At 61.9% G+C, this 23,782-nt stretch carries 26 protein-coding genes; 2 read left to right on the forward strand and 24 right to left on the reverse strand.

The genetic code is table 11. From position 1 onward, the window contains the following. Positions 1-17: 17 nt before the first annotated feature. Genes KI231_RS02245 through KI231_RS02340 form a run of 20 tightly spaced genes read right to left on the reverse strand, consistent with a single transcriptional unit; the run spans position 18 to position 18,109 of the window. Positions 18-1,244: a beta-ketoacyl-ACP synthase gene (locus KI231_RS02245; RefSeq protein WP_103305427.1), complete on the reverse strand. Its 1,227-nt coding sequence runs from the start codon at positions 1,242-1,244 to the stop codon at positions 18-20. Then, positions 1,244-1,972: a 3-ketoacyl-ACP reductase FabG2 gene (locus tag KI231_RS02250; RefSeq protein ID WP_213027312.1), complete on the reverse strand. Its 729-nt coding sequence runs from the start codon at positions 1,970-1,972 to the stop codon at positions 1,244-1,246. The genes KI231_RS02245 and KI231_RS02250 overlap by 1 nt, the downstream gene beginning before the upstream one ends. Beyond that, complete coding sequence (locus KI231_RS02255) at positions 1,965-2,429, reverse strand: hotdog family protein (protein WP_213027313.1); 465 nt, start codon at positions 2,427-2,429, stop codon at positions 1,965-1,967. Before KI231_RS02255 ends, KI231_RS02250 begins: the two co-directional genes overlap by 8 nt. Further along, on the reverse strand, positions 2,426-3,622 hold the full coding sequence (locus tag KI231_RS02260) for a beta-ketoacyl-[acyl-carrier-protein] synthase family protein (protein ID WP_213027314.1): 1,197 nt from the start codon (positions 3,620-3,622) through the stop codon (positions 2,426-2,428). The genes KI231_RS02255 and KI231_RS02260 overlap by 4 nt, the downstream gene beginning before the upstream one ends. After that, the gene (locus KI231_RS02265) at positions 3,619-4,224 is read right to left on the reverse strand and encodes a hypothetical protein (protein ID WP_213027315.1); all 606 of its coding nucleotides are present in this window, start codon (positions 4,222-4,224) and stop codon (positions 3,619-3,621) included. The genes KI231_RS02260 and KI231_RS02265 overlap by 4 nt, the downstream gene beginning before the upstream one ends. Beyond that, a complete protein-coding gene (locus KI231_RS02270) occupies positions 4,224-4,949 on the reverse strand; it encodes a class I SAM-dependent methyltransferase (protein WP_213027316.1) in 726 nt (241 codons plus the stop codon). Before KI231_RS02270 ends, KI231_RS02265 begins: the two co-directional genes overlap by 1 nt. After that, positions 4,946-6,193, reverse strand: a complete 1,248-nt coding sequence (locus KI231_RS02275) for an NAD(P)/FAD-dependent oxidoreductase (RefSeq protein WP_213027317.1) — start codon at positions 6,191-6,193, stop codon at positions 4,946-4,948. Before KI231_RS02275 ends, KI231_RS02270 begins: the two co-directional genes overlap by 4 nt. Further along, positions 6,180-7,343 (reverse strand): cation:proton antiporter, encoded by a 1,164-nt coding sequence (locus KI231_RS02280; protein ID WP_213027318.1) that lies wholly within the window; start codon positions 7,341-7,343, stop codon positions 6,180-6,182. Before KI231_RS02280 ends, KI231_RS02275 begins: the two co-directional genes overlap by 14 nt. Further along, complete coding sequence (locus KI231_RS02285) at positions 7,340-9,679, reverse strand: MMPL family transporter (RefSeq protein WP_213027319.1); 2,340 nt, start codon at positions 9,677-9,679, stop codon at positions 7,340-7,342. Before KI231_RS02285 ends, KI231_RS02280 begins: the two co-directional genes overlap by 4 nt. After that, positions 9,663-10,265, reverse strand: a complete 603-nt coding sequence (locus KI231_RS02290) for an outer membrane lipoprotein carrier protein LolA (protein ID WP_103305419.1) — start codon at positions 10,263-10,265, stop codon at positions 9,663-9,665. The genes KI231_RS02285 and KI231_RS02290 overlap by 17 nt, the downstream gene beginning before the upstream one ends. Next, complete coding sequence (locus KI231_RS02295; protein WP_213027320.1) at positions 10,265-10,687, reverse strand: acyl-CoA thioesterase; 423 nt, start codon at positions 10,685-10,687, stop codon at positions 10,265-10,267. Before KI231_RS02295 ends, KI231_RS02290 begins: the two co-directional genes overlap by 1 nt. Beyond that, entirely contained in the window at positions 10,680-12,224 is a 1,545-nt protein-coding gene (locus KI231_RS02300) for an HAL/PAL/TAL family ammonia-lyase (protein ID WP_103305417.1), read from the reverse strand. Before KI231_RS02300 ends, KI231_RS02295 begins: the two co-directional genes overlap by 8 nt. Then, the gene (locus tag KI231_RS02305) at positions 12,205-13,152 is read right to left on the reverse strand and encodes a lysophospholipid acyltransferase family protein (protein ID WP_213027321.1); all 948 of its coding nucleotides are present in this window, start codon (positions 13,150-13,152) and stop codon (positions 12,205-12,207) included. The genes KI231_RS02300 and KI231_RS02305 overlap by 20 nt, the downstream gene beginning before the upstream one ends. After that, entirely contained in the window at positions 13,149-13,883 is a 735-nt protein-coding gene (locus tag KI231_RS02310) for a glycosyltransferase family 2 protein (RefSeq protein WP_213027322.1), read from the reverse strand. The genes KI231_RS02305 and KI231_RS02310 overlap by 4 nt, the downstream gene beginning before the upstream one ends. Then, positions 13,876-15,555, reverse strand: coding sequence for an acyl-CoA synthetase family protein (locus tag KI231_RS02315; protein WP_213027323.1), 1,680 nt, complete (start codon positions 15,553-15,555; stop codon positions 13,876-13,878). The genes KI231_RS02310 and KI231_RS02315 overlap by 8 nt, the downstream gene beginning before the upstream one ends. Next, a complete protein-coding gene (locus KI231_RS02320; RefSeq protein ID WP_103305413.1) occupies positions 15,552-16,097 on the reverse strand; it encodes a COG4648 family protein in 546 nt (181 codons plus the stop codon). Before KI231_RS02320 ends, KI231_RS02315 begins: the two co-directional genes overlap by 4 nt. Next, positions 16,094-16,348, reverse strand: a complete 255-nt coding sequence (locus KI231_RS02325; protein ID WP_007909503.1) for an acyl carrier protein — start codon at positions 16,346-16,348, stop codon at positions 16,094-16,096. The genes KI231_RS02320 and KI231_RS02325 overlap by 4 nt, the downstream gene beginning before the upstream one ends. A gap of 9 nt (positions 16,349-16,357) precedes the next feature. Beyond that, positions 16,358-16,618, reverse strand: a complete 261-nt coding sequence (locus KI231_RS02330) for a phosphopantetheine-binding protein (protein ID WP_103305412.1) — start codon at positions 16,616-16,618, stop codon at positions 16,358-16,360. After that, positions 16,599-17,408: a lysophospholipid acyltransferase family protein gene (locus KI231_RS02335; protein WP_103305411.1), complete on the reverse strand. Its 810-nt coding sequence runs from the start codon at positions 17,406-17,408 to the stop codon at positions 16,599-16,601. Before KI231_RS02335 ends, KI231_RS02330 begins: the two co-directional genes overlap by 20 nt. Then, positions 17,384-18,109, reverse strand: a complete 726-nt coding sequence (locus KI231_RS02340) for a beta-ketoacyl synthase chain length factor (RefSeq protein WP_213027324.1) — start codon at positions 18,107-18,109, stop codon at positions 17,384-17,386. Before KI231_RS02340 ends, KI231_RS02335 begins: the two co-directional genes overlap by 25 nt. Positions 18,110-18,465: 356 nt before the next feature. On the opposite strand from KI231_RS02340, the gene KI231_RS02345 reads away from it, so the two are divergent. After that, complete coding sequence (locus KI231_RS02345) at positions 18,466-19,236, forward strand: ParA family protein (RefSeq protein WP_103305409.1); 771 nt, start codon at positions 18,466-18,468, stop codon at positions 19,234-19,236. 129 nt (positions 19,237-19,365) lie between these two features. On the opposite strand, the gene trxC is transcribed toward KI231_RS02345, so the two are convergent. Then, complete coding sequence (gene trxC / locus KI231_RS02350; protein ID WP_213027325.1) at positions 19,366-19,800, reverse strand: thioredoxin TrxC; 435 nt, start codon at positions 19,798-19,800, stop codon at positions 19,366-19,368. 216 nt (positions 19,801-20,016) lie between these two features. On the opposite strand from trxC, the gene KI231_RS02355 reads away from it, so the two are divergent. Further along, entirely contained in the window at positions 20,017-20,472 is a 456-nt protein-coding gene (locus tag KI231_RS02355) for a hypothetical protein (protein ID WP_103305405.1), read from the forward strand. A 27-nt stretch (positions 20,473-20,499) separates the two neighbouring features. Here KI231_RS02355 and KI231_RS02360 read toward each other — a convergent pair whose 3' ends face one another. The 3 genes from KI231_RS02360 to selO all read right to left on the reverse strand — a co-directional run bounded on the left by KI231_RS02360 (position 20,500) and on the right by selO (position 23,738). Beyond that, positions 20,500-21,024: a hypothetical protein gene (locus KI231_RS02360; RefSeq protein ID WP_213027326.1), complete on the reverse strand. Its 525-nt coding sequence runs from the start codon at positions 21,022-21,024 to the stop codon at positions 20,500-20,502. Next, complete coding sequence (locus tag KI231_RS02365) at positions 21,024-22,184, reverse strand: hypothetical protein (RefSeq protein WP_213027327.1); 1,161 nt, start codon at positions 22,182-22,184, stop codon at positions 21,024-21,026. Before KI231_RS02365 ends, KI231_RS02360 begins: the two co-directional genes overlap by 1 nt. 90 nt (positions 22,185-22,274) lie before the next feature. Beyond that, the gene (selO, locus tag KI231_RS02370) at positions 22,275-23,738 is read right to left on the reverse strand and encodes a protein adenylyltransferase SelO (RefSeq protein WP_103305402.1); all 1,464 of its coding nucleotides are present in this window, start codon (positions 23,736-23,738) and stop codon (positions 22,275-22,277) included. Positions 23,739-23,782 lie beyond the last annotated feature (44 nt).

A 23,782-nucleotide genomic window follows, 5' to 3' on the forward strand; every position in this document is an offset into this window, starting at 1 on the left:
TCCAAAACGTATTGCGGTCAGTGCCAGCGGCGGAAAATCAACGAGGTGTTGACGCCACCAAAAGCGAAATTGTTGTTCATCACGTATTCGTGATGCATCTGGCGGAATTCGCCGCGCAGGTAGTCGAGCTTGCCGCAGTGCGGATCGACCTCGTCGAGGTTGAACGTGTGCACGTACAGGTCGCGATTCATCATCTCGATGCTGAACCACGACTCCAGCGCCCCGCACGCCCCGAGCGTGTGGCCGAGAAAACTCTTCTGCGAGCTGATCGGCATGCGCTCACCGAACAAACTGCTGGTCGCCAGCGTTTCGGCAATGTCGCCCTGTTCTGTAGCGGTGCCGTGACCATTTACATAACCGATGGCATCCGGTGTCAGCCCGGCATCTTCCAGCGCCAGCTCCATGGCGCGGCGCATGGTGATCTGCTCGGGACGGGTGGTGTGCTGGCCGTCGGCGTTGCTGCCGAAACCAACGATCTCGGCATGGATGTGCGCGCCGCGAGCGAGGGCGTGTTCCAGCTCTTCGAGCACCAGCATGCCGCCACCTTCGCCGATCACCAGGCCGTCGCGGCCCTTGTCGTAGGGGCGTGGGCTGGTTTGCGGTGCGTCGTTTTTCAGACTGGTGGCGTAGAGCGCGTCGAAGACCATGGCTTCGGTCGGGCACAGCTCTTCGGCGCCGCCAGCGAGCATCAAGGGCAGGCGGCCGAACTTGATTGCTTCGTAGGCGTAGCCGATGCCCTGACTGCCACTGGTGCAGGCGCTGGACGTCGGGATCAGACGCCCGGTGAGGCCGAAGAAGATGCTGATATTGGCCGCCGTGGTGTGCGGCATCATCCGCACATAGGAGTTGGCGTTGAGGCCCTCGGCCACCGAGTTGAGCAGCATGTTGCCGAACGCCTTGATCTCGTCGGTGCTGCCGGTGGACGAGCCGCAAGCCACGCCCATGCGCCCGTCCTTGATCGACTCATCACCCAGCAAACCGGCGTCGGCCAGCGCCTGTTCCGCCGCGCCGACCGCCAGCCGCGACACCCGCCCCATGCTGCGCAGTTGCTTGCGCGTCCAGTGCGCCGGGACGACAAAGTCATCGATCGGCCCGGCCAGACGAGTGTTGAGTTCGCTGAAGCGGTCCCACTCGTCCATCCGGCGGATGCCGCTGCGGTTGGCCGCGAAGTTGCCGGCGATGGTCTGCCAATCGCTGCCCAGCGAGGTGATGCCGGCCATGCCGGTGACGACGACGCGCTTCATCAGCACAAGCCTCCGTTGACCGCCAGCACCTGGCGGGTGATGTACGAGGCTTCCGCCGACATCAGGAAATTCACCGCACTGGCTACTTCTTCAGGGGTGCCCATGCGCTGCGCGGGGATCATTTTCATCAGTTCTTCCACCGGCACGTTTTCGTCGAGCATCGCCGTGTCGATCAGGCCCGGCGCGACGCAGTTAACCGTGATTTTGCGCTTGCCCAACTCGATCGCCAATGCCTTTGCCGCGCCGATCACGCCAGCCTTCGAGGCGCTGTAGTTGACCTGGCCACGGTTGCCGATCAAACCCGACACCGAGGTGATGCAGACGATCCGACCGGCGGCGCGGCGGCGGATCATCGGCATCATCACCGGGTGCAGAACGTTGTAGAAACCGTCGAGGTTGGTGCGCAGTACCACGTCCCAATCGTCGTCGCTCAACGCTGGAAACGCTCCGTCGCGGGTCAGGCCGGCGTTGAGCACCACGCCGTAATAGGCGCCGTGGGTTTCGACGTCGGCCTCAAGAATGCTTTTGCACGCTTCGCGGTCGGCAACATCGAATTGCAGGACACGTGCGTTGCGGCCCAGTGCTTCGATTTCGGCCTGCACCGCTTGTGCGTCGGCAATGCCGCTGCGGCAATGCACGACGATGTCATGCCCGGCCTGCGCCAGACGCAGGGCGATGGCGCGGCCGATGCCACGGCTGGAGCCGGTGACCAGTACGGATTCAGTCATCGTTCGACTCCTGTGTTTGTTGCAGATATTGGGACGGTTGGGGCGGGCGAAACACGTTCAGCCGGGCGCTGACTTCAATGCCCGGCGCGTTGATATGGCATTCGAAAACGCCCATGCCGTTGTCGTCTTCCAGCGAGCGGATACCGTGGACAGTCAACTCGCTGCCGGCCGGAAATGCGTCGACGTTGCACTCGAACTTGCGTGTGCCGAGCAGGAAACCCAGTTCCACCGGATTGCCTTTCAGGCGTGCGTGGCAACCGGCAAATGCGGCGACACTCTGCGCCATCAACTCGATGCCGACCCACGCCGGCAGGCTGCCGTCGGGCAGGTTGAACAGGCCGTCAGGCTTGACCGTGAGGCGGGTGTAAATCTGTTCATCGTCGAAGCTTTCGATCTTGTCGATCAGAATCATGTCGCCGGCGTGGGGCAGCAGGTCGGCGAGCGGCCAGTCGGTCATGGGGCGTCTCCGATAATCAGGCTGACGTTATTGCCGCCGAAGGCAAACGAGTTGCTCATCAGGTAGCGGGGTGCAATGGACGTCAGGCGTTCGTTCGCGGTCACCCACTTCAGCGGCGGCAGGCCGGGATCGGCCTGGCCATCCCAGACGTGCGGCGGCAAGCCGTGTGCCGGGTTGTCAGCGCTCAGGCTCAACCAGCAGAACGCCGCTTCCAGTGCCCCGGCCGCGCCGAGCGTGTGACCAGTCATGGGTTTGGTCGACGAGCAGGCCACGCCGCCCGGGAACAGTGTGGCGACCGCCAGGCTTTCCATGGCGTCGTTGTGCTGGGTCGCGGTGCCGTGCAGGTTCAGATAGTTGATCTGGGGGGCTTGCAGTTGCGCGCGGCTCAAGGCCTTTTGCATCGCTTGCAGGGCGCCGCGACCGCTCGGTTCCGGGGCGGAGATGTGGTGAGCATCAGAACTGGCACCGGCGCCGAGCAGCGCAATGACCGGGCCGTCGCCACGCTGCTTGCTCATCATGAACAGCACCGCCGCTTCGCCGATGTTGATGCCGTTGCGGTTGGCCGAGAACGGATTGCAGCGCTCGTCGGACACCGCCTCCAGCGCGCTGAAACCGTTGAGCGTCAGCTTGCACAGGCTGTCGACCCCGCCGCACAGGACCGCGTCGCACAGACCCAGGTCGAGCAGACGCTGTGCGCTCATCAAGGCCCGTGCACTGGAAGTGCAGGCCGTTGAAATCACGTAGGCCGGGCCGCTGAGCTGCAGCCAGTCGGCAAGAAAGTTCGCCGGGGCGCCGAGTTCCTGTTGCCGATAGTCATACTCGGTGGGGAACTGATGCTCGCGAATATAGTGCGCCAGACCGCGGCTGGCCTCGTCGATACCCGAGGTGCTGGTGCCGAGGACCACGCCGATGCGCTCGCGGCCGTAGGTCTGGATCGCCCGATCGATGTCAGCGCGAATCTGCAGTGCGGCTTCCAGCAGCAGTTGATTGTTGCGGCTGCTCTGGTCCGCCAGTTCGGCCGGAACCGCCGCCAACTCACCGTGCACCGCCGCCACCGGCAACTCGCGCCCGGCCACCCAGCCGGATTCGCGGCGCATGCCCGAGCAGTCGCCGGCAAACAGGTTCTGCGCGACTTGATGCTTGTCGCGGCCCAGGGCGCAGATCACCCCGAGGGCATTGAGGTAGGCAGTCATGGCGTCGGTTCACCGAGGGGGGAAACCCGATAGTGCGGGCCTTGGGGCAGGTTCAATTCGAAGCTCAACGGTTGCGTATAACGGATCGCCCAGCGCGGCGGCAGCGAGCGTTGCCCGGCCTGTTGCTGCGCGGCGGGATAATTGCGCAACAGCTCGCCGGACGGAGTCAGGGCGAACAGCAATGCGGCGAACAGCTCCCGGGCTTCAGGATTGGGCGGCAACAGACCGTCGGCCTGCCAGTGTCCGTCGATCAGTTGCTGACGGGCCTGAGGAATACCCAGCGGGTCCATCATCGACCAGCGAATGCCGGGGCCTTCGCGCTGAATCACCAGCAGCCAGTCCTGGCGCTGATCGGCGAGGTTGCGTTCGACGTGCAGTTGCAATGGCAATGGCAAGGTCGGGTTGCTCGCAGGCAGGGGCGCCTGGCTGGCGCAACCACCCAACAAGGCAAATAACACCATCAGCCACACCAGAAATCCTGGGGGAGCTGGCTTGCCAGCGATGGCGTCGGCACATCCAGCATTCACGCTGACTGACACACCGCTATCGCTGGCAAGCCAGCTCCCACAGGTTTTGGGTTGTACAGGTCGAATGCGGTACATCAGACGGCACCTTCAAGCGGCTTGCGCGCGACGACGTTGACCAACGTCTCTTCCCGCTGCCCAAACGGTTTCGGCTTGCGCAACCCGAACCGCTCCAACAAGCCAAAGTCCTTGGACCGGCTCCACCACAAATACGGGTATGAAACGTTCCGTTCGCCGAATTCGAAACCCTGCTCGCGAATCATCTGCAAATACTGCGCGGCGCTCTTCTGTACATGCATCGGATGGCGGAACAACCAGCGAATCACCCACGTATCAATGTATGCCTCGGTGGACTCGGCGAACAGCAGATAGCCGCCCGGTTTGAGCACCCGATAAAACTCGGCGAGGGCTTTCTCTTGCTCGACCAGATGATGAAAGGTCTGGTGACAGAACAGTAGATCGACACTCGCATCCGGCACCTTCAGCGTCGCGCAATCGCTGCCAATCAACTCGACGTCCAGACCCTGACGCGCCGCCTCTTCGCCGCTCAACTTCAGGCTGTGTGGGTCGGCATCGACGCCGATCAGACGCTGTGGTGCGAAGGTCTGGCGCAGATGTCGGAACGACTTGCCCTGACCACAACCGGCGTCCAGCAACACCGGGTTCGCCGGCAGCGACTCGCTGAACAAGCCGCGCAGATCGTTGATCGCCACGCGCAACACGTGGTGCTGCCAGGTGTGGCTGCGCAGGAACCAGAAACCGAAGCGGGTTTCCTCGACGTAGCTGTCGCTCAGGTAACTCATGGGGCGTCCTTTGCACAAAGTTCGGAAATCATCTTCAAGCGGCGACGCGCTTCGCTGACGAACGGATTGCGCTCGTCCCAGGCGTAGCCGGCGAGGATCGAGCAGATCATCCGGCGGATTTCCGGCTGGCTGTTTTCATGGAAAATCACGTCCTGAAAGGTCCCGGCGTACCAGCCTTCGACGTAGCAGCGGAAGGTGTCGACGCCGCGCTTCAGTGGCTCGGCGAATTCGCTTTGCCAATCGACCGTTTCACCCTGCAACTGACGGTGCAGCACCGCCGCCGCCATGCTCGCCGAACGCATGGCGATGGTCACGCCGGAAGAGAACACCGGGTCGAGAAACTCCGCCGCGTTGCCCAGTAGCGCGAAGCCCGGGCCGTGCAGGGTTTTGACGTTGGCCGCGTACCCGCCGAGGGTGCGTGCCGGGGTATCCCACACGGCCTTGTTCAACACGCCAGCGAGGCTTGGCGTCTCGGCAATAAAACCGCGCAGGCAAGCGTCGAGGTCGGCATCACGACCGTTGAAGTGCTCGGCCGCAGCGACCACGCCGACCGAGCAGCGGCCGTTGCTGAACGGGATCGTCCAGAACCAGATATCGCGATGGTGTGGATGGGTGGTGACGAGGATTTTTTCGCGATCGAAAGCCGGGTTGTCGATGTGATCTTCGACATGGGTGAAAACTGCCTGACGCACCGGGAAATTCGACGGCGCTTCCAGGTCGAGCAAGCGCGACAACACGCGGCCGTAGCCGCTGGCATCGAGTACGAAATCCGCCTCGATGCGATATTCGCTGCCGTCTTCACGGCGCACATCGAGTCGCGGTTTTGCCCGCTCGAAATCGACGCTGACGATGGCATCGCCATAGCGGATCTCGGCGCCTTGCAGCGCTGCTTGATCAGCCAGCAACTTGTCGAAGTCGGCGCGCTGCACCTGGAACGTGGTCGGTTTGCCGTCGGTGAAGGTATCGCCGAAATCAAAGGCACTGTAGCGCTCGCCCCAGGCAAACGCGGCCCCGGTCTTGCGCTGGAACCCAGCGGCGTTCACCGCTTCAAGCATGCCGGCCTCTTCGACGAAATCCAGGCAATGACTCAGCAGGCTTTCGCCGATGGAAAAGCGTGGGAAGTGCTGGCGCTCGATCACCAGCACGTCGTGGCCCTTGCGCTTGAGCAGCGCAGCGGCAATGGCGCCGGACGGACCGGCACCGATGATCACTACCTGACGACGTTGCATTTCAACGGTTGGCACGTGAACTCCCGGGCGCAATGGCGGTGTGTTTCTGGGGCGCGCGATGCAGGCCGATCAGGGCCGGCAGCAGCGTCGCGATCAGGCCCATCAGCATCAGCGCGAAGTACAGCGCCGGGGTGATGAGCTGTTGTTGCAACAGCAAGTTGAGAAAGACGATTTCGCTGAGGCCGCGAATGTTCAACAGCACACTTTCGCGCCAGCGGCTGGCACCTTCGAACGAGGCACCGGCCCAACCGAGGCCGAGCCAGTTGCCGAGGAGTTTACTGGCAATCGGTAACATCAGCAGCGCGGCCCATTGAGCGGGGCCGAGGCTGGCGAGGGCGCTGTGCACGTCAATCTGCACAATGCCAAAGGTGAGGATCAGCGGAATCGCCAACCACGTCTGCAAGCGGCTCATCCAGCGTGCTGGCAATGGCAGCACCAGCGGCACTTTCAACGCAGCCATGCACAGCAGATAACCGATGCCGAAAATCAGCGCGTTGAGTTTGTAATGCTCGGCCATCACCAGCAGGGCAAAGAAGCCGAGGCTGTAAGTCAGTGGGCGGCGCACACCGAACAGGCACAGCAGCAAGGGCACGCAAGCGAGACCCAGCGGCAGCAAAAGACTGCTCAGGTGCAGACTGCCTTGGGCGAGGCCGAACAACGTCCAGCAGGTCAGGTCGATCAGGATCGCGGTCTGTACCAGACGTCGGGTGGCGGCGGGCGGGTAATCGATGTGACGCAGATACAGGTACAGCACCGGAATCGCGGTAATCGCGAATACCAGGCCGATGGCCAGTGAGTTGAGCCACGGTTGCGCCGGCAGCAGCCAATACGCGACCGCGAGACCGCAGGCGAACGGTACGGCGAAACTCGGCACGGCGATTTTCACGCTCTGACGATCCAGTCGCAGGTCGATCACATCGCTGAGAATATGCCCGAGCAGCAAGGCAAAACTCAGGCTGTAGAGGTTTTTCAGCCACGCTGGCGCGATAAGTTCAGCGCCTCTGAGCTGCCAGCCCGGCTCAATCCAGAAGTACATCAACAGCGGTAAACCGAAGCTGGCCAACAGCAACTGGCTGACGATCGGGATCAGGCCGAAATGTCGACCGACACGGGTGGCGACGGCGAACAACGCCAACGCCAGCAACCAGAAACCGATGACCATCATGCTGCCGGCTCCGCTACAGGCGCCGCATGCTCATGTCGGCCGGCCCACGGCGCGAGCATGAAACTGAACGCCAGACCGAGGCTCACCGACAAGCCGAAATTGCTCACGGCCGGCGTGCTGGAAACCGCCAGCAAACCAAACGACAGCCAAGTCGTCACGGCCGCCAGTAAGGTGCCGAGCAGACTTACCGCTGCACCGCCGACCTGCTCGCGCATGAGAATCGCGTAGTCGACGCTGATCGCCGTCACCAGCAGCAGGCCGAACAGGCTGAACAGGGTCAGCGGTTGCCCCAGCCAACCGAGACTGGCGAGACTGCACAGTGCAGCCAGCAACGGCAGGGCAACGATGCGCAGCGCGCCGCCGAAACCGAATGGCAGGATCAGCACCAGCACGATCAACACGCAGGAGGCGAGTTTCAGTTCGGCGGCGCTGATCTGCGTCGCGGCGAAAACATTGTTCAGATCGCCGAGACGATCCACCAGCATCACCCCCGGCAGATCCAGCGCCTGCACCCGCAGCAACGACGGATTATTCAGGCCTTGCAGGCTGGTCATCGCCGCGACGCCGTCCTCGGTCGGACCGAGCCACAACGTGCGATACGGTTCGCCGAGCGGCCCGGCCAGCGCAGCGTCGATGTCCTCGGTCGGCAGTGCCTGCAACTGTTGCAGCTCGGTTTGCAGCGCAGCGAGGGGAACGCCGAGGTCGAGCAGCGGCTGCCAGAACTGTGGCAGTTTGTTCAGCGCATCGCGCACTTGCTGTTGCTGGCCTGGCGGGCTGACCAGTTGATCCAGCGCGAGATAGCCTTGCAGCTTGTCGAGATTGACCAGTTGTTCCAGACGCTCGCTCAGCGCTGCTTGCCGCTCCAGCAATTCTTGCTGATTGGCCGCACGCACGAGGAAGAACTGGCTGGTTGGTTGATAGCCGGTGATGCGCGCAATGGTCTGCGCTTCATCGGTCAGACGTTGCGGTGCGCCGACCCATTGGCGGATGTCGTTTTTGCTTTGCAGTTGCACCAGACCGCCGGCGCAGAAGGCGATCAGCAACGCCAGCAACACCGGGGTACGCACGCGTTCAAGCAGTTTCTCGCGCAGATTGACCATGCGCTCAGCCAGGTGCAGCGGCCATTGCGCCGGGCGCAGTTCGACGTTTTTCAGCAGCGCCGGCAGCAAGCACACGGCTGACAGATAGGCACCGAGCAACCCGGCAGCGGAGAACACGGCGATTTGCGTCAGCGCCGGGAACGGCGTCCACGCCAGCGCCAGATAACCGATGGTGCTGGTGAGCAGGCTCAGGGTCAGCCCGGACAGGGTCAGGCGCAAGGCTGGCCAACTGCGCCACGGCTTGAGGCTCCAGCTCTTCGACAGATAGTGCAACGGGTAATCCACCGCCACGCCGATCAGGCTGGAGCCGAGCACCAGCGTCATCACATGCATGTGGCCGAACAGCGCCACGCACGCAACCGCGCCGAACAACATGCCCACCAGCACCGGCACGAACGCCAGCAACACGCGCCAGCGGCGGAAGGCGAGCAACAACAGCAACAAAATACCGATCGTCGCGCCGCCCCCGACCCAAGTCATTTCACGGGTCGCTTGCTGCTGACCATTGGCCGCGTAGAGCAAACCGCTGGCGGCCAGCAACTGCACGTCTGCTTTCGCCGCTTGCTCACGGCTGTGTTGCAGCAGGGCGGCGACTTGCAACGGTAGGTTCATGTCGAAAGCATTGCCGGTGGTGCGTGCACGCAGCAGCACCCAACTCTTGCCGTCAGCGTCGGCGACCAATGCGCCGCTGCCGATATCCAGTTGCACCGCGCCGTGTTTCGGCTGGCTGTTCTGGATGCGTCCGGTCAGGCCCAGCCAGTCATCCTGGCTCGGCACCAGGCTGAAACCGGTAAAGGGATCGAACAGTGCCTGCACCCGTTGTTGAATAAACCCATCGGGATGCTCGATCAGCAGTTGCCGATCATCCGCCGAAAGCATCGCCAGCCGCCCTTGCAACAATTGCGTGCGCAAGGCTGGCAGATCGGCTTGCAGGTTCCACTGGACTTTTTCGAACAGTCCACTGGCCTGCCATTGCTCGCCCAGCGTCTGCGCCATGGCTACCGCTTGCTGGCGATCGGCGTGGCCGACCAGCACCAGCATTTCGCGGTTGAGCGGTTCCTGCATGCGTTGTTCGGCGCGCAGTTCGAGGGCGTCAGGATGGGTGCCTGGCACCAGTTCCATCAGGTTCGCCGACAGTGGCGCACCGTCGCGCCATTGCCAGCCGGCCAGCGCGACAACCGCCAGTAGCAGGATCAGGAACAGCCAGGGCAGCCTGCGTTCACTCGGCAAAGTCATGTTGCTCCGTGTCGCTCAGCGGTTGGCCGGCGGTACTGTTCTGCATGCGCAGCACCGTGCTGTCGCCCTGGGTTTCCAGCAGTTCAATGGTTTGCACCAGAGCGCCGCCGTCGATGTTGATCTGATTGAACACTTGCTTGAGCAGCAATGAGCGTGGCGTCAGGGTCAGTTTCCACTGTTGCGCATCGCCGCTCAGGGCCAGTTCGAAGTCCCGTTGCAGGCCGCTGCTGTCACCTTGCAGCACGGCGAGGAACAAACGGTTCTGCTCGGCCCCGGCGCTCTTGTTCGGCAGCAGTTGCCAGCCATCGCCGTCACGCCGGGCGATGCCTTTGGCAGTGATGCGGTAATCCTGTTGCAGCGGAGTTTTCAGCAGCCAGAGCAAACCGTGATTTTTCGCGAGGACAAAGCTGCCCTTGCTGATCAGCGGCTGGGGCAGGGCGCGCAGGTGTTTTTCCTGAATGAACTGGCCGTGGATAACGTCCGGTTTAGCCAGTTGCTCGCTGAGTTGTTGCAGGTCGAAGGCGTTGGCCAGTGTCGATATGGCCAACAGCGCCAGCGCGCCAAGACTTTTGCAAAACAGGTTCATCACAGCATCCTTTCCACGGCATCGGTGAAGACTTTCGGCGAGGCCAGTTGCATCTCGCGACTGCTGACTTCGACCGCCACTTGCACCGAGCTGGCGCGGGTCAGGCGTTCGCCGGTTTGCGCGTCCGTGATCAGGTAATGGATCTTCAAGCGGTTTTCCCATTCCACCAGGCTGGCGCGCACGTTCAGACGCTGGCCGAACACCGCACCGCGCACGTAGCGCAGTTGCAGATCGATCACTGGCCAGGCGTAACCCGAGTCGACCATCTGGTTGTAGTTGTGGCCGATCTTGTCGAGCAGCGCGCAGCGCGCCACTTCGAGATATTTGACGTAATGGCCGTGCCAGACGACATGCATGGTGTCGACGTCGAAAAACGGTACGAGGATTTCCGTGTCGGCGTGAATCACTCCGGCGCTACGCATGCAGCCTCCAGTGTTGCGCGGCGATGCGTTGCAGGCACAGGCGCAGTTCGCCTTCCAGCGCGCGGTCCTCGATGACCGGCGGGAAGTCTTGGGCAAGTGCTTCGTGCATGGCAGCCAGCGCGGGTGGCAGTGGTCGGGCGTCTTCGGCCTGGCCCCGCAGCCAGACGCCTTGGTTGGCGGCGAGCAGGGTGGCGGCGGCGACCTGTTCGGTCAGTTCCAGCACACGGATTGCGTCGCGGGCGGCGATGGTGCCCATGCTCACCTTGTCCTGATTGTGGCACTCGGTGGAGCGCGAGAAGACGCTGGCCGGCATGGTGTTTTTCAGCGCTTCGGCGGTCCAGGCGCTGGTGCCGATCTGCACAGCCTTGAAGCCGTGGTTGAGCATTGCGCGATCCGCCGGAGCGCCGGACAGGTTGCTCGGCAAGCCGTGGTTGTAGCGCTCGTCGACCAGCAGCGCGAGCTGCCGATCGAGCAGGTCGGCGACGTTGGCCACCAGGTTTTTCAGGCTGTCCATGGCGAACGCGATGTGGCCGCCGTAGAAGTGGCCGCCGTGCAGCACGCGTTCGGCTTCGGCGTCGATGATCGGGTTGTCGTTAGCGCTGTTGAGTTCGGTTTCGATGAACGAGCGCAGCCAGTTCAGGCTGTCAGCCAGCACGCCGAGCACATGCGGTGCGCACCGCAGCGAGTAGCGATCCTGTAAACGATGCAGCGGTGCGGTCGGTGCGTCGATCGCCAGATCCTTGCGCAGCCATGCGGCGACTTGCATCTGCCCCGGGTGCGGCTTGGCGGCGAACAGGCGTTCGTCAAAGTGCTCCGGATTGCCTTGCAGTGCCACCACGTTGAGCGCGGTGATGCGCGTGGCCAGTTGCAGCAGATAATCGGCGCGGGCGTAGGCGAGGCAGGCGAGGCCGGTCATCACCGCGGTGCCGTTCATCAATGCCAGCGCTTCTTTCGGGCGCAGCACCAACGGTGTCCAGCCGAGTTCGCGGTGCACATCCGAGGATTGACGGCGTTCGCCACGGAACATCACTTCACGCTCACCGGACAGGGTCGCGGCGACGTAGGACAGTGGCGTCAGATCACCGCTGGCGCCCACCGAACCTTCTTCGGGAATCAGCGGCAGGATGTCGTATTCGAGGAACGCGTGCAGACGCTCCAGCAGTTCAATGCGTACCCCGGACACGCCGTGGCACAGCGACTGCAAACGCGCCGCCAGCACCGCACGGGTGGCTTGCGCATCGAGCAGTTTGCCCAGTCCGCAACCGTGAAAGGTGTAGAGATGACGCGGCAACGCCTCGACGTGATGCAGCGGCACCGCGACCACGCAGGAGTCGCCGTAACCGGTGGTCACGCCGTAGATCACGCCTTCCTTGTCCAGCAGCGAATCGAGGAACCGCGCACCCTTGGCGATGCGCTCGCGATAGTCGGCGTCGCTCTGCAACTGCACGGGCGCCTGACGGTTGGCCAGGGCCAGCACGTCTTCGATGCGCAAAGGGCGTTCGCCGAAGGTTACCGGCTCATGGGTTGGCGTCGTCATCGGTCTTCCAGAAAGGGTAAAAGTTGAACCATTGCTGCGGGGCTTCGAGGCAATAGTGACTCAGGCGCTGCGCATAGCGGGTGGCCCACTGATGAATGACCTGCTCGCGCTCGCGGCGTGTCCACGTCACGGCATCGGCGAAGGGCTCGAGGGTCAGGCGATAGTGGCCGTCGGGTTGTTTCAGGCACATCAACAGGTTGACCGGGCATTTCAGCAGGCCGGCCAGCAGCCACGGCCCTTGCGGGAACGGCGCCGGATGGCCGAGAAAGTCGACGGTCACACTGCGTCCGCCGTGCAGCGGCACGCGGTCGCCGGCAATCGCCAGCCATTCGCCGCGCTCCAGGCGTTCGTGCAGTTGCAGCATGATCACCGGGTCCAGTTCGCTGACCTGAATCAGACGCAGATTGGTCGCCCCTGCCTCGCCGAGCAAGCGGTTGAACTGCTCGGCGTGCTTGGTGTGCACCAGCACATTCATGGTGACCTTTTCGCCGATCTCCGCCAGCGCCCGGCACACTTCGAGATTGCCCAGATGTGCGCCAACCAGCAGTTGCCCACGGCTGCCACGCAACTGATTGCGCAGCAGGGCCGGGTCGATGATTTCAATCTGTTCGATGCGGATCTTGCCGTTCCACACGTCGAGCTTGTCGAGCATCGAATCGGCGAACGCCATGAACTGGCGGAATACCCGCCAATGACTCGGGCGCAAGTCTGCACGGTTGCTCCACTCGGCCAGCCGTTGCTGGTATTGCCAGGCACTGCGTCGCGCGGTGCGGCCGAACAGGAAAAAGTACAGGACGATGCCGTACAGCAACGGGCTCAGCAGCCGCCGGCCAAGAACCTTGGCAGCGAACGCGGTGAATTTCATCAGCAGGAAACTGCCGCGCTCCTCGCGGTCGGCCCAATGCTTTTTGTCGGCCTCGACAGTCATGGGCGCCACCGCCGCCAGAGGATCACCGGCAAACGCAGCAACATGCCGAAGAACAGGCGCGTGTGCATGCTGGAAATCAGTGCGTTGTCGTGGAACAACCGGAAGTGCGAGACGCCATCGAGCGGGTAATGCACGCTGGTTTGCAGCCAGCGCATCGGCTGATTGCGCCAGGCCAGACGCACAAGAATGTCCGAGTCGAAATCCATGCGTTTGCCAACCTTGGCCGAGTCGATCACGGCCAGCGTCGGCGCCAGCGGATAGACACGAAAGCCGCACATCGAATCGCGGATCTGCAACGACAGCGTGTTGATCCAGACCATCACGTGGGTCAGATAGCGCGCGTACAAACGGCCCTTGGGCACGCTTTCATCGAACAGCGGATAACCGCAGATCATCGCTTCAGGGTGTGCTTGCGATTCTTCGACGAAACGGGCGACGTCGTGCAGGTCGTGCTGACCGTCGGCGTCGACCTGCAAGGCATGGCTGAAACCCAGTCGCGAAGCTTCGCGCAGACCGGTCATCACCGCGCCGCCCTTGCCCTGATTGACGGTGAGGCGGACCAGATAGACGTTGTCGCGCTCGGCCAAAACATCTAGCACTTTCGCGCAGGATGGCGTGCTGGCGTCGTCCACCAGAATGCACGGCAGATGTTGCGCGAGCAGAGCATCGACCACCGTGCCGATGGCGGTTTCGTGGTTATAGACCGGGATCACAGCACAAGCGTTATGCATCGCCAGTCCCCAGAAGGATTCGGCCGCTGGAGCAGGTCGCGGTGTCGTTGCGGTAGGCGAAATACAACTTGCTGCGCTCGGGATCGAAGCGCAGGTGCAACTGGATTTCATCGCCGGGGCGCACCAGTTGCTGAAATTTCAGCACTTCCATGCCGGCAAACGGGCCGGTCAAGTTGAGTAATTGCCGACCGAGGTCCACTGCCCATTCGACCTGGACCACGCCGGGCAACACCGGGGCCTTGGGGAAGTGGCCGCTGAAGTAGGCCAGGTCCGGCGGCACGCTCAGTTGCAGGCTCCATTCGCCCTCGGTTTCGATTTGCTCCAGCACTTCGGGGGCTTTCGACCGTGGTGCGACAAGCAGTGCTTCGATGTCGGCCTGAGGCAGTTTGCCCTGGCTGTTCAACGGCATTTGTCGCAGCAGACGCCAGCGACGGGGCAGGGCGAGGGCTTCGCAATGCTCGCGCAGATGCTGACGCAACGTTTCGGTCAGGCTGCGGCGGCCGTGTTCGCGCAAGGCAAACAGGCCCGTTTCGCTGAGCACCAGCAATGCGCCGAGGGAGGCACGGTTTTCCTGGACCACGCCCAGTCGTGCTTCGGCGACCCATTCATGGCTGACCAGCGCTTGCTCGAGCATCGGCAGGGAAATACGTTTTTCTTCGAGTTTGACGATCCGGTCCAGCCGTCCGAGCAGTTCGAAACGACCATCGGCGGCGATGCGCGCAGCGTCGGCGGTGTGTTCGACATGGCCCGTCGGCAGATACGGTGAGGCGATCAGCAGCGCGCCGTCGTTGTCCTGACTCAGTTCGACACCGGCGAATGGCTGCCACAGGGCTTCACCCTGTCGCCAGGCAATGCCGCCGGTTTCCGAGCTGCCGAGGATTTCCGTCGGCCACTGTTGCAGGCGTTGATGCAGGCTCTGCGCCGCGTCGGCTGGCAGTGCGCCGCCCGAGGAGAACACTCGCCGCACGGCGCTGAGGGCCGGCCAGTCGAGGTTGTCGCCCATGCGCTTGAGCAGCGCCGGGCTCGCGACCCAGGCGAAGGCCGCATGCTCGCGGCTGGCGCGCTGCATATCCTCGGGGAAGGCCAGTTGCTTGCGCACGAATGTTCGCCCGGCACACAGCGGCCACAACACGCGAAAAAGTAAACCGTAGATATGTTGAGTGGCGACGCTGCCGATGATGCATGCCTCACCGAGATCTGCGCCCCATAGCTGCTCCAGCGCTTCGACCTCGTTGGCCAGTTGGCGCAGAGTCTTGTCGATACGTTTGGGTTCACCGCTGGAGCCGGAGGTGCACAGGCTCAAACGGCACTTGTCGAGATCCAGTTCGGCGCCGGGCAATGGCGCCTGCTGAAGGTCAGTTAAACAGCTGTCACCCGGTAGATCGGTCAGCCACAGATCGACTTCGCCCGACCAGCGCTGACGGGTTTGTACTTGCAGATCCGAAGGCAGCAACACGCTGACGCCTGCGCGCCACGCGCCGAGTAGAGCGATGGCCAGTTCGGCGGCATCTTCCAGATGCAACGCCAGACGTCGCACACCCTGGGCTTGCAGGCCGGCGGCAACAGACAGCGCCTGTTCGCACAGATTCGTGTGATCGAGAGCCGGCGCGTGGCTGATCGCCCGCGCCGGCAAGGCCTTGAGCAACAACTGCTCAAGTTTTATCCAGTTCATGTACGGCCTCTTACCCGTTGTCGTATCAGCCATTCAATGGCAAACATCAGGCCGATCAATCCGTAGGAGATCAGGCCGGTGTACAACATCCACCAATTCAGCGGCGCCCACAGTGTCAGCAGGGCGGCGCACAAACCGTTGCAGAAGAAAAACACGCTCCAGGCCACCGTGACCTTGCGGGTGTAGACAATCGCGTTGGCCGGCAACTGCGGTTCACGCAGCCGGGCCAGACGTTCGACCATCGGCGGGCCGTATTTCAGGCTGAGGCTGAACAGCACGAGCATGAAGCCGCTGATCAATACCGGATACCAACGCAGCAACAGCGGGCTGTCGAACACTGCCAACAACAGGCAGAAGCCGATGGCCACGCAGGCCATCCACAGGCTGCCGGGTTTGCGTTCACCGGTCAGGGCCCGCGCCAGCCACAGGCTGCCCAGCAGCAGGCCGAACTGCCACGGGGCGAAATGCTCCATGCCGAAATACACCGCAAAGGGGTACAGCAGACCGGCCAGCAGCAGGCCGAGGCCGATCAGACGGCTCATGCGGCCGGTTGAACCAGACGGTAGACCGCCTCGACCACGTCACCCACGGTGCGCACCGATTTGAATTCTTCGGCGGCGATTTTCTTGCCGGTCTGGCGCTTGATGTGATCAATCAGATCGACCGCGTCGATGCTGTCGATTTCCAGATCCTGATACAGATTGGATTCCAGGCTCACACGGGCCGGATCCAGTTCGAACAGCTCGACCAGGGCATCGCGCAGGGTGTTGAAAATGTCGTCACGAGTTTGCATGGTCCGGTCTCAAGCTGCCTGTTTTGCCGTGACGAACGCCGCAAGGCTGGCCACGTTGGTGAAATGGTTGCGGGTGTCTTTGGCATCGGCGTCGATTTTGATGCCGTATTTTTTCTGGATCGCCAGACCCAGTTCCAGCGCGTCGACGGAATCCAGGCCCAAGCCTTCACCGAACAGCGTCTGGTCGTCGCCGATGTCGTCGACGCTGATGTCTTCGAGGCCGAGGGCGTCGATGATCAGGCCTTTTATTTCACGGTGCAGATCGCTCATCTTCGGCGAGCTCCTTAATAAAGTAAGAGTGCAAATAATCGTTGAGCTTGCGCGAGGCTTGCGGAGCTGGCCCTTGCGCGGCAAATGTCTGTGGGTCTATATCGGCCCCGACCCGAAAACTGAAGTGCACGCGGCGATTGGGAATCCGATACCACGGCTCGGCTTTGGTCAGCGTGGTCGGGCTGACCTTGATGATCACCGGCGTGAGGATTTTCGCACCTCGCAGGGCAATCGCTGCGGCCCCCCGATGAAAGGCCGGTGCCTGCCCCGGCTGAGTACGCGTGCCTTCGGGGAAAATGATCAGGGTCTGGCCGTTTTGCAGCGACTCGGCGGCGGCATCGAGCATGTCCATGCTGCCGTCGTTGCTGATGTATTCGGTGCTGCGCAGCGGGCCACGGGTGAAGGGGTTTTCCCACAGGCTTTTCTTCACTACGCAATTGGCGTTGCGCACCAGTCCGATCAGAAACACCACGTCGATCAGCGAGGGGTGGTTGGCAATGATCATCTGCCCTGGACGACCGAGGCGCTCGGCGCCCTGAATGTCGTAGGTGAGCACGCCGGTGCGGGCCATGAAACGCACGAAAAACCAGAACAGCCGACTGACCGTTTGCCGGGCGCGCTGGCGGTGTTTGATGGCATCACCCGGCAGACAGCCGAGCAGCGGGAAAACCACTAAACGCAGGCACAGCCCGCCGAGCCCGAACAGGGCGAAGCTTGCAGCGGTGGCCAGCAGACGCCAGTAGTAGGCGTCGCGGTGCTTCGCGATCACGGGCTGCGTTGCCAGGTCCATACACGATTTTTCCAGGCATGTTGGCAAAGGGTTTGCTGGCCGAGCAGGGTGCGCAGCAGATTGAGCGCGTGGGGCCAGTGCGCTTTGGACAGTGCTTCGGTGGTGCTGTTCAAGGTCAGCCGCCAGTCGGTACCGGGGGTCAGCAGCAGACCCAGCGCATAAGGAAACGGCACGTCGTCGATCCACTTCGAATAGGCTTCGGGCGGTTGTTCTTCGGTGATGATCAGCAGTACCGCCGCAGCGCCCTCATTGAGCAGGGCGGCGGCTTCGAGCATGCCGTGTTCGAGGCCGTCGCCCGCAGCGGCGAGGGCGGTCATTTCGGCGGTTTCGCCGCGCATGATCGACCACAGGCCAATGATTGCGTTGTGCACCGAGAGGCTGAACTGGGTTGGCGACAGCGGTTCGTCCCTGGCCAGATCACTGAGAATGTCGTAGGTGCGCGGGGTTTCGCCGTGCCGCGAGACAAACACCAGCGGCAGGTTTTCCCGTCCGTCTGCCAGTGGCCAGCCCACACTGAACGCCATCCGGGCCAGTCGGCTGAGGCGACGCCGTTGCATGGCCGGCAAAAACGACACATCGGGCGCGGCATCACTGCTCTGGAGCACGACCGGCTGTCGGCTCCAGGCCTGCCAGGCGTCCACGCTGTCGAGCCCCGGGGCCCACGCGCGCCATTGGGCGATGTTGAAGTTGATCACGGACATTTATCCCGCCCCTGCGGGCTTAGTATTGACGCATTGAGTCGCCAAAGCCGCAGCGGGCCTGACATAGCGCTTGGCGCCGGGTGGCGCGCATTATCCCGGTGCGACGAGTGTGTAGCAAATGCTGGTTACATTTTGTGCAGCGAAATGTACCGACTGGTTCGCGGCAGAACTGTCACTTGGCCATTATCCAGGTTGCGAGCGGCTTGTCTGTCGGGAATCTCGGCGATTCATGACGGTTTTTACTGGTCTCCACGGGGATATTTGCACCTGACCCTGTAGTCCGTGTCCGTGAAGGTAGCGAAGCGAGGTCGCGCGCATCTACACTCGGTCATTCTTTGATACACGGAGGTTTGGTCATGCGGCGCGTGGTGTTCAATCAGAAAGGTGGCGTAGGCAAATCCAGCATTGCCTGCAATCTGGCGGCGGTCAGCGCGAGCGAGGGTTATCGCACGCTGTTGGTGGACCTCGATGCCCAGGCCAACTCCACTCAATATCTGACCGGGCTCACCGGCAACGATATCCCGATGGGCATTGCCGACTTTTTCAAGCAGACCCTGTCTTCCGGGCCGTTCTCGAAGAAAAATCAGGCCGATATCTACGAAACTCCGTTCGATAACCTCCACATCATCACCGCCACCGCCGAACTCGCTGACTTGCAGCCCAAGCTTGAGGCCAAGCACAAGATCAACAAACTGCGTAAGTTGCTCGATGAGCTCGATGGCGAATACGACCGTATTTACCTCGATACGCCGCCAGCCTTGAATTTTTACGCGGTATCGGCGCTGATTGCTGCCGATCGTGTGCTGATCCCCTTCGATTGCGACAGCTTTTCCCGTCAGGCCTTGTACGGCTTGATGGCCGAAATCGAAGAATTGAAGGAAGACCACAATGAAGGTCTGGAAGTTGAAGGCATTGTGGTCAACCAGTTCCAGGCACGGGCCAGCCTGCCGCAGCAGATTCTGGATGAGTTGATTGCCGAGGGTTTACCGGTGTTGCCGGTGTATCTGACCAGCTCGGTGCGCATGCGTGAGTCGCATCAGGCCAGCATTCCGCTGATCCACCTTGACCCACGGCACAAGCTGACCCAGCAGTTCGTCGAGCTGCACAATTTGCTCGAAGATCACTGATCCCTGAGTTACACAGATCCCCTGTAGGAGTGAGCCTGCTCGCGATGGCGTACTGTCAGTCAACACCTGAGTTGACTGGCCGGGCGCCATCGCGAGCAGGCTCACTCCTACAATTGGATTTATGGTGTATCAGATACCCTGGCTGCGCAGCCACGCCATCAGTTGCGGCAGCGGAAACGCGCCACTCTGCCGCGCCACTTCCCGGCCGTTCTTGAACAGAATCAAACTCGGAATCGAGCGAATCCCCAACTGCGCCGACAACTGCTGATTCGCCTCACTATCGAGCTTGGCCAGTCGGCACTTGCCCGCCAACTGCGCAGCCGCCTGCTCGAACACCGGTGCAAACGACTTGCACGGCCCGCACCAGTCCGCCCACACATCCACCAATAGCGGCAGATCGCCCTTGATCTGGCTGGCGTAATCGCCTTGCTTGAGTTCGAACGGCTTGTTCAGCAGCACTGCGGATTTGCAGCGGCCGCATTTTGGTTGGTCAGCAAGGCGCTCGGCGGGAATGCGATTGAGGCCGTTGCAGGAGGGGCAGGGGATAAGCAGTGGGTCGGTCATGATGGGTTCTCGGACAGGAAGTCTGTAAGACTGTTCTGAGGGCAAAGTCGTGATTATCAAGGAATTGATCTTTAGGGCATTACCTTCTTTGAGCTACCGGTAGATGTATTTATCTGAAGGGCGTTGCAGAGCCATCCAACGCCAGGGCAGTTGCACTCTGCTAGCATGTCGCGCGGCTTGTTCAGCCGCGCTTTCATCTAAAGGGAATTAACTGTCATGAGCACCACCCAAGAGGCCGCTGCGCCTACCGATTCCACGCCTTACAAAGACGCGAGCATGAGCTGCGGGCATTGCAGCTACACGCTCAAGCCGACGTATCACCAGGCCTTCGAGCTGGTTCGGTTGCAGCCCATCAACTGTTATCAGTGCAGTTCGGATCTGTTGCTCGAAGAGGCCGACCGTCAGGTGCTGGACAAAAAATTGCAGACAGCCACCCGCATTGGCAAGCTGGCGTTGCTGATTCTGGGGCCGTACTTCCTGATCAGCATGCTTGCGACACTCTATTTCATGTTCTTCGCCGAGCCGCCGTTCTCCGGGTTCACGGGCGTGTTGTTTGGCGGTGGGTTAGTAATCGGCTTCCTCCTCAAGAGCGCCGCCACGGACAGCGAAGAGCGCGATTTCGTCCTGTTCAAACAGGGCGAGCGACCTGCTGCCGAGGCGCAAACTGCGTAGCTGACTGATGGTGCGGCCTCGCGAGCGCTATTGTGTTCCGGGCTCAAAGATGCGCTGCTTCCACGCAGCGCTGGCATCGACCAGCGAGTAGCCATCGTTGCAGCTCAGCACGATGCCGACGTTCTTGCAGAACACCACCTCGACGATGTTCTGTTCGCGGGTGAAATCCGTCAGTTGATCCACTGCCATGAACACCTCGACGTTTTGAATCGCGTAATGCACTTCCCCGCCCCATTGCGAACCATATCCGGAAATCTTCAACGGCCCGCGTAACTGATAGACCCCAGCGGCTTTGCCCTGCGCGGTTTCCAGCTCACGGAAGGGCAGAATGGTCGTCCCCACCAGGTGAAGGAAGCCGATCGCCCGACTGTCCATGAACGCCAGCGCGGCTCGTTCCGCGTCGTTCAATTGGCGAAGGGGTTGCGCCTTGGCGATGAACCGGCGAGTCGACCAGGACAGGGCCACGAGTTTCCAGAGAACCACCACCGCCGGCCCGGTGAGCAGCGCCACGATGACGAAAACCGCGAGCATTTCGAACTCTGACTGGCCCATCAGGAGGCGCCCACGCCGTTCGATACAGGCCGGCGCTCCCACAGACGCCTGGCCAGATTGGCGCCGTAGGCGACGCACAATCCACCGCTGACATATTCCACCCACGCCTGCGCGTTGCTGCGATCCGCGTCGGGGTAGCACAAGTGCGCCACCAGCCAGGAAGTCGCGAACAGCCCCATCATCACCGCGTTGCCGAGCCAGACCTCATGTTCTTGATACCGCCAGTCGGCATAGGCGTCGGGCAGACCTTCGATCTTGAGCAGCCAGTCATACCAGCCTCTCTGCGCATCGACCTCGATATAAGCAATAACGGTCTGGCCTTCCTTGATGTGATTTTCAATCTGCAGCCGGACCGGTGGTTCGACGGACACACGTTTTTTACCGATGGTCATTCCCTCCTCAGGAACCCGGCGATAAACGCCTTGAATCCGATTGACCACGCTGCGTGGCTGATGCTTCTCCAGCGTCATGGGCAGGAAGCCCGCAAGGGTCACGAAGAAGAAGGGGACAAACCATTCCTTGGCTGTCAGCCACTCAAATGCCATCGCCCAGAACAGCAGCACGCTTGCCACGACCGCACAGGACCCCCAAAAGCGCCGCAGACAGGGCATGTGCGTGTTCATTTCATACGCGAGGCGTCTACGCTCTTTCTTGCGGGCAGGGCGCTGTCCCAGGATCAGTGTCTCTTCGTCGCCGATACATGGGCCCGGGATGCCGAACGTCCATTGAACGTCAGCCCGCGCGTCGGTTTCGACACGCTGGGCGAACGCCTCGATGTGATAGCCATCATTCAGGCGGATCACATAAGCGCGCTTTTTGCCGCAGATGATTTCGGCCTCGTTGTTGCCTTCCTTGTTCAGAAACGGCAGGGCCAGTGCAGGCAGGAATACCGGGAATTCAGCGATGCGGTCCATGCCGGACCAGTCTTTCATGGTGCCGGTTTTTCGATAGGCGCCGCTGATCAGGTGAACATCGCGCTCGAATGTTTCCTTGGGGTAATAGAGGGCGAGCAGCCGGTGCTCTTCGATCGTCGCGCACCGCGCAGGTTCGTCGCGGCGCAGTGCGTTGAGTCTGAACTGACATGCCCAGATGCCGCCGACATACATAAGCATTGAAAGCGTTTGAAACAGCGTGATGCCAACGAAAAGATAGCCGAGCACTGCAACGTCCTTGTCCTGTAGTGCCGCGTTGTCCCGTACGCGGCGGTGTTCTATGAAGCCAGAATGCCCGGCAGTGTCACATCGCTTGCCTCACGACGAACAACTGATCTCCAGATGCTTGCCCCATTCCGGCGGCCGCTCGGCGTAGCTTTCCATCCCCGGCTGCTCCTCGAAAGGTTTGCTCAGCACCGCGTGCAGGCGGCGAACCTCCGAGTAGTCGCCCTGTTCAGCCGCATCAATGGCTTTTTGCGCCAGATAATTGCGCAGGATGTACAGCGGATTGACCGCATGCATCCGCGCGCGACGTTGCGTTTGATCAGCCGCGCCATCACGGGCAACCCGCGCCACGTAGCGCTCGCCCCAGGCATCGAAACCTTTGATGTCGACGAAGTCGTCACGCAAAAGGGCGACGGCTTGTTCTGCTGAGTCCTCTCCGAGGCGGCGGAAAAACAGCGTGTAGTCGACGCCGCTGTTCTGCATCAGTTGCAGGAGGTTTTCCAGCAGTGTCTGGTCGTCCTCTTCGGCGCTGGTGAAACCGAAGCGACGACGCATCAGGTCGAGGTAATGCGCCTGGAACAGCGGCAAGTACAGGCCGAGGGTTTCGCGCAATGCTTCGACGCTGATGAACGGCGTCAGCGCCTGCGCGAGGGCGCTGAGGTTCCACTGGCCGACCGGCACCTGATTGCTGAACGAGTAGCGACCCTGATCATCCGAATGGTTGCAGATGAAGTTGGCGTCGAAGTCATCAAGGAAGGCGAACGGGCCGAAGTCGAAAGTGATGCCGAGGATCGACATGTTGTCGGTGTTCATCACGCCGTGGCAGAAACCATAAGCCTGCCATTTGGCGATCAGTTCGGCGTTGCGCTCGACGATCTCGCGGAACATCGCCAGATACGGTTCCGGCTGCTCCAGGCATTGCGGATAGTGCATCGCCAATACGTGTTCGCCGAGCTGCTTTTGCTGCTCGGGACGCTTGGTGTAGTAGAAGTATTCGAAGTGGCCGAAGCGGATATGGCTCGGCGCCAGACGCAGCACCATCGCCGCACGTTCCTGCTTTTCCCGCCAGACCGGCGTGTCGGAGCCGATCACACAAGCCGCACGCGACGAAGGAATGTTCAGCGCATGCAGCGCTTCAGAGGCAAGGAATTCGCGGATCGACGAACGCAGCACCGCACGGCCGTCGCCCATGCGCGAAAACGGCGTTTGCCCGGCGCCCTTGAGGTGCAAGTCCCAGTGCTCGCCGGCCTGGTTGTAGACCTCGCCCAGCAACAGACCACGTCCGTCGCCCAGTTGCGGCGTATAGCCGCCGAACTGGTGTCCGGAATAGACCATCGCCCGCGGCTCGGCATCGGCCCACAGTTTGTGGCCGCCAAACAGCTCGGCAAACTCCTGGGTTTCGGCGGTCGCCGGATCGAGATCCAGCAAGGCCAGGGCCGCCGGGCTGGCGACGACCAGGCGCGGATTGTCGATCGGCTCGGGCAGCACGTGGGCGGAGAACGCATCACCGAGGCGGGCGAAGCGATTGTCGAAGGTCAGTTCGTCGAGGGCTTTCAAGGGCCGGCTCCAGCAGAATGTCCGAGCATTCTGCTGGGAATAGA

It is taken from the genome of Pseudomonas sp. Seg1 (assembly GCF_018326005.1).
In the GTDB taxonomy this organism is placed as follows: Bacteria; Pseudomonadota; Gammaproteobacteria; order Pseudomonadales; family Pseudomonadaceae; genus Aquipseudomonas.

Excerpts from the sequence above, each read along its gene's own strand:
- KI231_RS02295 (WP_213027320.1), bottom strand. The coding sequence starts at position 10,687 with ATGCGTAGCGCCGGAGTGATTCACGCCGACACGGAAATCCTCGTACCG.
- KI231_RS02320 (WP_103305413.1), bottom strand. The coding sequence starts at position 16,097 with ATGAGCCGTCTGATCGGCCTCGGCCTGCTGCTGGCCGGTCTGCTGTAC.
- KI231_RS02245 (WP_103305427.1), bottom strand. The coding sequence starts at position 1,244 with ATGAAGCGCGTCGTCGTCACCGGCATGGCCGGCATCACCTCGCTGGGC.
- KI231_RS02340 (WP_213027324.1), bottom strand. The coding sequence starts at position 18,109 with ATGTCCGTGATCAACTTCAACATCGCCCAATGGCGCGCGTGGGCCCCG.
- KI231_RS02290 (WP_103305419.1), bottom strand. The coding sequence starts at position 10,265 with ATGAACCTGTTTTGCAAAAGTCTTGGCGCGCTGGCGCTGTTGGCCATA.
- KI231_RS02325 (WP_007909503.1), bottom strand. The coding sequence starts at position 16,348 with ATGCAAACTCGTGACGACATTTTCAACACCCTGCGCGATGCCCTGGTC.
- KI231_RS02310 (WP_213027322.1), bottom strand. The coding sequence starts at position 13,883 with ATGCATAACGCTTGTGCTGTGATCCCGGTCTATAACCACGAAACCGCC.
- KI231_RS02315 (WP_213027323.1), bottom strand. The coding sequence starts at position 15,555 with ATGAACTGGATAAAACTTGAGCAGTTGTTGCTCAAGGCCTTGCCGGCG.
- trxC (WP_213027325.1), bottom strand. The coding sequence starts at position 19,800 with ATGACCGACCCACTGCTTATCCCCTGCCCCTCCTGCAACGGCCTCAAT.
- KI231_RS02300 (WP_103305417.1), bottom strand. The coding sequence starts at position 12,224 with ATGACGACGCCAACCCATGAGCCGGTAACCTTCGGCGAACGCCCTTTG.
- KI231_RS02265 (WP_213027315.1), bottom strand. The coding sequence starts at position 4,224 with ATGTACCGCATTCGACCTGTACAACCCAAAACCTGTGGGAGCTGGCTT.
- KI231_RS02335 (WP_103305411.1), bottom strand. The coding sequence starts at position 17,408 with ATGGACCTGGCAACGCAGCCCGTGATCGCGAAGCACCGCGACGCCTAC.
- KI231_RS02355 (WP_103305405.1), top strand. The coding sequence starts at position 20,017 with ATGAGCACCACCCAAGAGGCCGCTGCGCCTACCGATTCCACGCCTTAC.
- KI231_RS02345 (WP_103305409.1), top strand. The coding sequence starts at position 18,466 with ATGCGGCGCGTGGTGTTCAATCAGAAAGGTGGCGTAGGCAAATCCAGC.
- KI231_RS02330 (WP_103305412.1), bottom strand. The coding sequence starts at position 16,618 with ATGAGCGATCTGCACCGTGAAATAAAAGGCCTGATCATCGACGCCCTC.
- KI231_RS02260 (WP_213027314.1), bottom strand. The coding sequence starts at position 3,622 with ATGACTGCCTACCTCAATGCCCTCGGGGTGATCTGCGCCCTGGGCCGC.
- KI231_RS02360 (WP_213027326.1), bottom strand. The coding sequence starts at position 21,024 with ATGGGCCAGTCAGAGTTCGAAATGCTCGCGGTTTTCGTCATCGTGGCG.
- KI231_RS02305 (WP_213027321.1), bottom strand. The coding sequence starts at position 13,152 with ATGACTGTCGAGGCCGACAAAAAGCATTGGGCCGACCGCGAGGAGCGC.
- KI231_RS02255 (WP_213027313.1), bottom strand. The coding sequence starts at position 2,429 with ATGACCGACTGGCCGCTCGCCGACCTGCTGCCCCACGCCGGCGACATG.
- KI231_RS02280 (WP_213027318.1), bottom strand. The coding sequence starts at position 7,343 with ATGATGGTCATCGGTTTCTGGTTGCTGGCGTTGGCGTTGTTCGCCGTC.
- KI231_RS02250 (WP_213027312.1), bottom strand. The coding sequence starts at position 1,972 with ATGACTGAATCCGTACTGGTCACCGGCTCCAGCCGTGGCATCGGCCGC.
- KI231_RS02270 (WP_213027316.1), bottom strand. The coding sequence starts at position 4,949 with ATGAGTTACCTGAGCGACAGCTACGTCGAGGAAACCCGCTTCGGTTTC.
- KI231_RS02285 (WP_213027319.1), bottom strand. The coding sequence starts at position 9,679 with ATGACTTTGCCGAGTGAACGCAGGCTGCCCTGGCTGTTCCTGATCCTG.